At 38.5% G+C, this 8822-nt stretch carries 6 protein-coding genes and 1 pseudogene; 1 reads left to right on the forward strand and 6 read right to left on the reverse strand.

What is annotated here, in order from left to right; translation table 11 throughout:
- Nucleotides 1-25: 25 nt before the first annotated feature.
- The 4 genes from P20480_RS06235 to folE2 all read right to left on the reverse strand — a co-directional run bounded on the left by P20480_RS06235 (nucleotide 26) and on the right by folE2 (nucleotide 3412).
- Nucleotides 26-970 carry a cobalamin biosynthesis protein CobD/CbiB gene (locus tag P20480_RS06235; RefSeq protein ID WP_008130921.1) on the reverse strand — a complete coding sequence of 315 codons (945 nt, stop codon included), beginning with the start codon at nucleotides 968-970 and terminating at the stop codon, nucleotides 26-28.
- Nucleotides 971-1678 (reverse strand): 5'-methylthioadenosine/S-adenosylhomocysteine nucleosidase, encoded by a 708-nt coding sequence (mtnN, locus tag P20480_RS06230; protein ID WP_008130923.1) that lies wholly within the window; start codon nucleotides 1676-1678, stop codon nucleotides 971-973. It abuts the gene before it with no gap.
- A gap of 113 nt (nucleotides 1679-1791) precedes the next feature.
- Nucleotides 1792-2385, reverse strand: a complete 594-nt coding sequence (locus tag P20480_RS06225; RefSeq protein ID WP_008130925.1) for a DUF2726 domain-containing protein — start codon at nucleotides 2383-2385, stop codon at nucleotides 1792-1794.
- A gap of 106 nt (nucleotides 2386-2491) precedes the next feature.
- Complete coding sequence (folE2, locus tag P20480_RS06220; protein WP_008130926.1) at nucleotides 2492-3412, reverse strand: GTP cyclohydrolase FolE2; 921 nt, start codon at nucleotides 3410-3412, stop codon at nucleotides 2492-2494.
- 214 nt (nucleotides 3413-3626) lie between these two features.
- Here folE2 and arcB point away from each other — a divergent pair, with 214 nt between their 5' ends.
- Nucleotides 3627-5945 (forward strand): aerobic respiration two-component sensor histidine kinase ArcB, encoded by a 2319-nt coding sequence (arcB, locus tag P20480_RS06215; RefSeq protein ID WP_008130929.1) that lies wholly within the window; start codon nucleotides 3627-3629, stop codon nucleotides 5943-5945.
- 7 nt (nucleotides 5946-5952) lie between these two features.
- Here the strand turns inward: arcB and arcA are convergent, their stop codons facing one another.
- A complete protein-coding gene (gene arcA, locus P20480_RS06210) occupies nucleotides 5953-6669 on the reverse strand; it encodes a two-component system response regulator ArcA (RefSeq protein ID WP_006794331.1) in 717 nt (238 codons plus the stop codon).
- Between the two features lie 452 nt (nucleotides 6670-7121).
- Nucleotides 7122-8726: pseudogene (locus P20480_RS18385) on the reverse strand (sensor histidine kinase).
- Nucleotides 8727-8822 lie beyond the last annotated feature (96 nt).

Genomic DNA, 8822 nt, shown 5'->3' on the forward strand with positions numbered 1-8822 from the left:
ATACTCAATTTTTACTAAGTAAAGCTCAAATGCTTTTTAGAATTTCAATACACACAATAACGAGTACCCAAAAGGCGCGCGCCTGATTAAGCCGATTTAAAACCGCTGGTACATCGTCAGCGTTAGGTAACCTATCAGTACCAACCCGCATTTTGTTATGCCGCTTATTAAAGTACATAGCGGGTCCACCTAGTTGCACGCCAAGTGATGCAGAGCATGCACTGAGTAACCAGCCTGTATTTGTTTGATAGAAGTGTTGACCATAGTGTTTTATGTAGTGAACACTTTGCTTTGTGGCCTTACTCGCAGCAATTGTGAGTGTAAGTAAACGCACCGGGATATACTCAATAACAAATAAAACAAGCTTTAATGGTCTTAAAAATTCGCTGTTTGGTGAAATATCACCACGCCATGCTTGCTGCATCAAGGTAAGTAGTCGGTAACCAAGTGCTGCAACTGGCCCTAAAAGTAAAAAAACAAATATAACCACAAAGTAATAACGAGCAGTACGAAGTATTAAGCTTTCAATGAGGGCTTTAATAATGCCTGTGGTTGAAAGCTTGCTGACTTCACGAGCAAGCAGTGGTTTTAATAGCTCGCGTGCGGCTGACTTTTGGTTTTGTTTAGTGAGCTTTGCAATACGAAGGGCTTTTTTATTGAGGCTTTGGCTTTCAAGGCAAAGGTATAAAATAAGGCCTGCAAGTAGCTCTGGGTAAAATGCAAATTCAAGTAGCAAGGTAACAATTAGTAAAATAACACTGAGCACCAGTACGCTTGCAAGTATGGCTGCTAAATAGTGGTAGCTGTTTGTATTTTGTTTATTATAAATACGTTTGCCTATGGCGCTAAATACGGCCACTAAAACGGTATTCGGATGGTACCAACTAACGAGTGGTAAAAAGCGCTCAGCAAGGAGCGCTATTATAAACACAATAAAGTCCAAATGGTTTTGAACAATATTGCTAAGCATTTACAGTGTTACAGCTGTTAGCTTTTCAAGCAGAGCAACAACCATTTTAGATGAGTTGATTGATGCTGTTTCTAAGTATTCTTCAAACGACTGTGGCGATTCTTTGCCAGCAATATCAGACATTGAACGAATAACAACGAAAGGAGTTTCAAGCGTATGACAGGTTTGCGCAATAGACGCACCTTCCATTTCTACAGCAAGCATTGAAGGAAAGTCGCTGCGGGCTTTATCAATACGAACAGGGTCACACATAAAGGTATCGCCAGTACAGATAAGGCCCACTAACGTTTTAACTTCGCTAATTTGCGCAATAGTTTGCTCGGCTGCTTCAACTAATTTAGGGTGCGCAGTAAAACCTGCAGGCATTTGTGGTACTTGGCCAATTTCGTAACCAAATGCAGTTACGTCTACATCGTGGTGACGAACTTCTGACGATATAACGACATCGCCAACACTTAATGATGGATCAAAACCGCCAGCAGAGCCGGTGTTAATTACGCAATCAGGCTTAAAATTATCAATAAGTAATGTAGTTGCAATGCTTGATGCTACTTTACCAATACCTGATTGAACAAGAGTTACTGTGCAGCCCGCTAATTCACCAGTGTAAAATGTAAAACCTGCTTTAGTTAAAATAGCTGGGTTTTGCATTGCTTCACGCAAAATTTTAACTTCTGGCTCCATTGCGCCAATAATACCAACATTCATAGTGTTTGATTCCTGAGTTTGAATAGCTTGATTATACGTGAAGTTAGCAATAAAAAACAAAAAAGCGAGACATTTAAAATGCTCGCTTTAATGCAAATTTAGTCACCTGATAATTATATTTCGGCTAATGCTGTTGAATGGGCTTTAGCTTGTGAGGGAGATAAAACAGCAGGTTTGTGAACTCGGTTACGTAATGGGCGCTGTGCTGTTGGTGCTGGTTTACCCAGTTTGAACATAATGGCATCGCGTACTTCTGATGGGCGATAGCCCGCTTTTACCTTCATGCGAATGTGTGGAATGCCTGCAGCTTCTAAGGCGCCATTTACAAACCAGTCGCGCTGGGCTTTGTGGCCATCTTTATTTGCGTTATTTACTAAATCAACAGCTGCTACGATGGTCATTTTTTCTTTGTCGATTAACACAAAATCAAGCTGCTTATTTTTGGCTTTAGCAATGGCGGCACGTTTTGATTTAGGTGATAAACCTTCTTTACAGTCGATCACATCAATAAGCTTAACTCGGCTCACTATTTTATATTGATCGCCAATAGCGCGTTCTAACAAGTTTAAAAAGGCGCTTTCTACTTGCGTAAATACGCTTTGTTTACGTTTGAAAGGATAAGGATTACCACCGTCGTCATTAAATTTTGACGCGGCAATTGATGCACCTACCACTAATACTAAAATCGACAATAAAGCGAATTCCATACGGTAACTCCATAACAACAAATTGACACTGATTTGTTAAAGCAAGTACCGTGCCTAAATATTGTATGTGATTTACCGAATGGTGATTTAAGTTAACGCAGGTGTTTTATGCCTTATACCCGCCATTAATACCTTTAACAGCAACCGCCACAGCGTCGTGAGCGTGAAGCGATTCGTAATGGTTTATTTGTAGCCAGTAATCTGCGTAACCGTCTGTTTCTAATATTGCTTTAATTTTACGCGCGGCATCTTCGCAGAACATTAAATTTTGCCCATTTAAACGGGCAAATTCTTGTTCATCTTCACGCTTTACTGCCGCTTGCACTGGCGTTTTAAGCTCGCCTTCAAGGGTATTTATTAAGTTAACTACATCAAACTCATTAATGTTGCTATTGAGTTTAACTTTTACGTTAGCAATTGAGCGCTGCGAGTGAGGAGTTGCCACAATGCCTTGTGTTGTGCCAAGCCACTCAAGTACCTCTTTTTGGTTGAGCGTATCTTGGTTAAATTTTTCACTAAATGCATTTTGTATTAGCTGGCGTGCAAGAGCCGCCGAGCAAGGGCAAGTTGATGAATAGGTAACATCAACGGTTAGCTCGTAACTAATGATATTATTTTCAATTGTACTTGTAAGTGTGATTGGATAGCTTTTCCAGCCAGCTTTGCCACTCAATAGAGACTTACGGCGAAGTGGTAGCTCAAATTTAAACTCAATCTGTGCCTTATTACTCAACCCTTCATGGCTAGATATAAACGTATTTAGTGCTTGGCTAATTGTTTGAGGATTTACTTGTTGCTCTGTTGAGAGTAAATCAAGCGCTAAAAATAAGCGCGACATATGAATGCCTTTGGCGTCTTCTTTGTGCAAGTTAACAAATGCGCGGGCTTTGGCATTAACAGTAACAGGGCTTAAATCACGCGATTCAAAAATAAATGGCAGTTCAATTTCACCCATGCCAACCCAGTCTAATTTACCTGTTTGTAATGCAGGAGCGGTGTCAGCTATATCGGGCATATTGGTTTGCATGCTATGTTACTCGTTATTGGCAATGATAAGGCGCATTATTTTACACGAAATAATCAATGGCTGAAACGAGGACTTTACTGCCCACTAAAATTGCATATGAATATTTTCTGTTTTTGTCGCACAACATGAAAATAGCGAATAGAAAAATGCTAAAATCTGTAAATAGCATTGCCTTTCTTATATTTAAGTAAACAGCTAAGAGATAAAACTACGTATGACCGATTATTCTTTGAGCCCATGGGTTCGGGTGCTTTCAAGTTCAATAGCGCGATTTGGTGAGTTAAAAACAGCTGCCATTTGTTACGCTTTATTTTTAGCCGCGTCTCTTATTTTATCGAGCATGTTTTACTACGTTGCTATAGGCGAATTGTTTCTTGTAGATATTTTGGCCGTGGTATTTTTTTCAGCTGTTGTGTCACCTTTAATTATAAGCGTACTTATTAATTCAATTCGTCAGTTAGATGCTTCCTACGCTTACTTAGATAGCGCAACTAAACAAGAAAAACTATTAAACCAAACACTTAAAGACAATATTAGTCGGCTTAATATTGAAATAGATGAACGTAAAATGGCTTTTCATGCTAAGCATCGCGCCATTGAAGAACTACGTAGAGAAATTGCCGAGCGTAAAAAAACACAGCAAGAGCTTGCTCAGCAAAGCATGTTACAACGCTCAATTGTTGATTCATCCCCCGATCTGTTTTATTACCGCGATAACAATGGGGTGTTTGCTGGCTGCAATAAAATGTTTGAAGAAGTAATGGGTAAATCAAGCCGTGAGCTTATAGGTAAAACGGTTGAACAAATATTCCCAAACGACTTTTTATCTGAAGTATTGCGCACAGACAAAGAGGTAGAGCAAACTCACAAAGCACTCACCATCGATGTAGGTTATGAAGTTGATGGTGCAACGCGCTGGTTTGAGTTACGAAAACTTCCTTTTATAAACGACGAAGGCGACTACATAGGTTTACTTGGTTTTGGGCGTGATATTACGAGCCGTAAAGAAGCGGCTGAGGCGCTTGAAACCGCATATAAAGATAAAGGGAAATTTATAGCCACGTTAAGCCATGAGTTGCGTACCCCGCTTAACGGTATTGTGGGCTTAACACGTATGTTGCTCGATACCGATCTAAATAAGCAGCAACGCAGTTGGTGTAACACGGTTTTTTCAAGTGCTGAAACGCTCGGTAATATTTTTAACGACATTATAGATTTAGATAAAATAGACAGAGAGCAGCTCGATATTGCCGCCAACTCTATTAATGTATCTGATTTTATAAACGATGTTGTGAATTTTGCAGGGTTAATAACTGAGCAAAAAGGGCTTGAGTTTGATATTGAGCGAAATGGCATGCTTGATATATATGCACTGCTTGATCCTACTCGTTTACGCCAAGTGGTTTGGAACCTGATAAACAATGCAGTGAAATTTACCCAGCATGGCAAAGTCACACTCGAATGTAGCCGTGAAAATCGCCCTGAAGGCCCATGGTTAGTTATTAAAATCTCAGATACAGGGCAAGGTATTCCACAAGAGCAGCTTTCTCGTATTTTTGACATGTACTATAAAGCACCTGATTTACAAGGTACTAATGCAATAGGTTCAGGTATTGGGCTTGCGGTAACTAAAGCGCTAGTCACGGCTATGAAAGGCAGTATTACAGTAAACAGTACAGAGGGTGAGGGCAGTTGCTTTACAGTGCAAATACCGCTGAGCTTATGTATTGCGCCTACAGAGCAAAGCTATGTTGGCCGAGAGCTTTATATTTTACTCGTTGAAGACGTACCACTTAACGCCGAAATAGCCACTAATTTATTGGAGCAACGCGGACATGAAGTGCTATGGGCTGAAACGGGCGAAGATGCACTTTCGTTTGTTGATACCGAAGACGACCTAGATTTAGTATTACTTGATATGCAGCTACCCGATATAAATGGCGATGAAGTTGCAAGGCAAATCCGTGCTGATAGCCACTTTGATAACCTGCCTATTGTTGCACTAACCGCTAATGTGAGAAGTGCAGAAGAAGAGCTTGAAGGTATTTCTATTCAAGGCGCTTTAGCTAAACCTATTAATACAGTAAAGCTTGATAAAATGCTCGCTGACTTATTTGATATTAAGCAAGCTCAATGCAACGAGCCACAGCTAAAAGTAACCGACGAAGCACTTAAAAGTATTGATGCGCATTTGCTAGATATTGAAACAATAGAAGACTTTGTTAATTCTATGGGGTTAGTTGTGTTTAGGCGCAGCAGTCAGTTGTTTGAAAAGCTAAATCCGCAATATCAACAAGAACTGCTTACGTCATTAAATACAGGCGACAGGGAAGAGTACAAATCGGTTGCGCATAAGCTTAAAGGTGCCGCAGGTTCTGTTGGTTTGAACGATGTTCAACTGCATGCAAAAGTAATGGAATATGGCGCGATAGATGAGAGTGATGAAGTGCTTGAGGAGTGGCTGCTGGTGTTGGCAGATAAAATAAATGAAGGACAACGTGCCCTTCATTTATTTCTACAGCAATTAGAATAAACGCTAATTAGCTGTCGATTTTACCAATAAAGCGGTAGCCTTCACCATGAATGGTGCTGATAAGCTCTGATGTAGAATTATCGCTTTCAAAATGCTTACGAATACGGCGAATAGTTACATCAACAGTACGGTCGTTTGCACGTAGCTCACGGCCTGTCATATGTTTAATTAGTTGTTCACGGCTAAAAATACGACCTGGAGAATCAAGCATTAATCTCAGTGCTCTGTACTCACCTTTAGGCAAGCGCTTAGCATCGCCATTAGGAGATGTTAAACAGCGGCTATTTTCATCTAATTCCCAACCGTTAAATGTAATAACACCATTAGTTTCAAGTGCTGATTCATCATCGCTTAGGCCTGTACGCGTAATAAGGTTACGCGCTCTAATAGTCAATTCACGAGGGTTAAATGGTTTAGTAATGTAATCATCAGCGCCAATTTCAAGCCCTAAAATACGATCAACATCGTTATCACGACCTGTTAAGAAGATAAGGCCTACTTTGCGTTTTTGGCGTAATTCACGGGCTAATATAAGGCCGTTTTTGCCTGGAAGATTGATATCCATAACTACGAGATTAACGTCGTCGTTATTTGTAAGCTTGTCATGCATGTCATCGCCATCAATGGCTTCAATAACTTTGTAACCTTCAGCTTCAAATAAACTAACGAGGTTTAGTCGAGTTACGTCTTCATCCTCTACGATTAGAATGACTGGCGTTTGCATTATTAATTAACCTTTTTGGAATATTTTATTTACAAAAAATCGGTATTTAGTATAAATCCGACTACTAGAGATTATAGGATTATATCCAATTGTTAACAAGAAAAAACAAGTTGGATAAAAATAAAACAGTAAGAGTTCAAAGTTTGCTCAAAAAGCCCGTGCAAAAACTACTGTTAAATCGATCAATACACGTATGAAGTTCATTTACTTTGATAATTTATGGACCGGCTGACTACGCAAAGCTGTTAAATAATCAGACTAATTCAAAGTTAAATTATATCACTATCTAATCTTTCATCAATGTATGTGATATCGCAAAAGTAATAAAGTTCAAAAAATTGCGCTATATAAACGATAACTATTACACTTGTTTACCACATGAAGCATAAATAGGGTCAATAAGTAGTAATTCAAGGAATACAAGTAAATATATGTGTTTGGTTACTTCACTTTTAAGGGATGGTTATGATGAATCGCGCACCGCGTTTTTTTTCTAAATCAATTAATATATGGCCGCCTAAAGCTTGGGTTACTAAATTGTAAACTAAGTGCATGCCTAAGCCACTTGCCCCTTGTCCTCTTTTTGAGGTTACAAATGGGTCGAATATTCTGTGTTTAATTTTTTTATCTACGCCTTGGCCGTTATCGCTGTAAATAATAGTGAGTTTTTTTCCTGTTAACTCTACATCAAATTGTATTTCATTATTTTCATTACCAACGAACCCGTGTAGTAGTGAGTTTGTTATTAGTTGTATAAGTACTTGTTGTAATGGTTCTGACTTGCTTTCTACGGTTAAATCGGTTGCACAATTTATGTTTATAACCGGTTTTTTCTCTTCAAGCTCTGAGCTTATTGATGTCAAAACATCTGTTATTAACTTATGAATATTAATGTATGTAGTTACGTCATCATCTTGAATAACCGCTACCTTTTTAAAGGTTGAAATTAAGTCGGCTGCACGGTTTAAGTTACGGTAAATCAAATCTAGGTTTTCAATACCGTCGTCAATAAAGCGTTTTAATTGATTTGAAGTCAGTTTTTTATCATCAAAGCTAATTTGTAAATCGGCTAACTTATCGCGCAGCAAAGTAGAGCTTGTAATACCAAGGCCTATTGGGGTGTTAACTTCATGTGCAACACCGGCAACCATTTGACCAAGAGATGCCATTTTTTCATTTTCAACAATCTGCGTTTGATACTGATGCATACGCTCAAGGGTTGATAATAACTCCTGATTTGCCTCTCGAAGGGCTATGGTTCGTTGGTTTACTTTTTCTTCTAGCCCTTGGTTAAGCTGTTTAATTTCTTCTTTGTCTTTTTCATGGCGAGTCAATTGTTTTTGGGTGCGTGTAAGCATGATGTTTAAACTGTTAGAAAGCGCTGATATTTCTTTTACGTCGGTTACTGGTGCGCGTACATCGTAGTTATGATTTTTTGATACGTCTTGTAATAGCATGCTAAGCCGCTCTATCGGTCGAGCTATTCTTTTTTGAACATTTATTGCGATAAAATACACAACAACAAGTATCAGTAAAGTCAGTAAGATATCTACAACTATTTTTGTTTTATATAATCGTCTAAGCTTTCAAGACTTCCACGCATGTATACATGACCAACAAGCTTTTCATTATGAAAAATTGGCTTTATTAGTTCGATATCTTCGTGGGTTATACGTGGTGTTTTTAGTTCTTCAATGCTATCGATTCTGAGGGGGACTGGTGGCGTTTTTTTTGTCATTAAAACTTATAAAAAAAACAGGCTTTTGAGATGCTTGCTCAATAGAATATACATGTATGTTTTTAACTAAAGGAGTTTTTTCAAAGTATTTAAGGCGTTTCTCTTCTGTTTCTCTGTCATCTTCAAAAACTGATTTTCCAGCGTCAAAAGCAACTATTTCCGCCAAAATAACGAGCTTACTCACTATTAATTGTTTTTGTTCTTTAACACTTAAATAAGTTGATATAGAAATCGATAATGACAAGCAAATAGCAGTTATAAGCATTATTAGGTTTATGAGTGCTTTACGAATACTGCTTTGATGAACTTTTCTAGGCATTATTTGAGTGTCGCCTGAGTCATTGAGTTTTATTATTTTATTAGTCTAGCAAAGAAGAAACACTGTGGTGCAAAAAAATAAAAATAAATAGGTAAT

Source organism: Pseudoalteromonas sp. BSi20480, from assembly GCF_000241365.1.
In the GTDB taxonomy this organism is placed as follows: Bacteria; Pseudomonadota; Gammaproteobacteria; order Enterobacterales; family Alteromonadaceae; genus Pseudoalteromonas; species Pseudoalteromonas marina.

Excerpts from the sequence above, each read along its gene's own strand:
- mtnN (WP_008130923.1), bottom strand. The coding sequence starts at position 1,678 with ATGAATGTTGGTATTATTGGCGCAATGGAGCCAGAAGTTAAAATTTTG.
- P20480_RS06225 (WP_008130925.1), bottom strand. The coding sequence starts at position 2,385 with ATGGAATTCGCTTTATTGTCGATTTTAGTATTAGTGGTAGGTGCATCA.
- folE2 (WP_008130926.1), bottom strand. The coding sequence starts at position 3,412 with ATGCAAACCAATATGCCCGATATAGCTGACACCGCTCCTGCATTACAA.
- P20480_RS06235 (WP_008130921.1), bottom strand. The coding sequence starts at position 970 with ATGCTTAGCAATATTGTTCAAAACCATTTGGACTTTATTGTGTTTATA.
- arcA (WP_006794331.1), bottom strand. The coding sequence starts at position 6,669 with ATGCAAACGCCAGTCATTCTAATCGTAGAGGATGAAGACGTAACTCGA.
- arcB (WP_008130929.1), top strand. The coding sequence starts at position 3,627 with ATGACCGATTATTCTTTGAGCCCATGGGTTCGGGTGCTTTCAAGTTCA.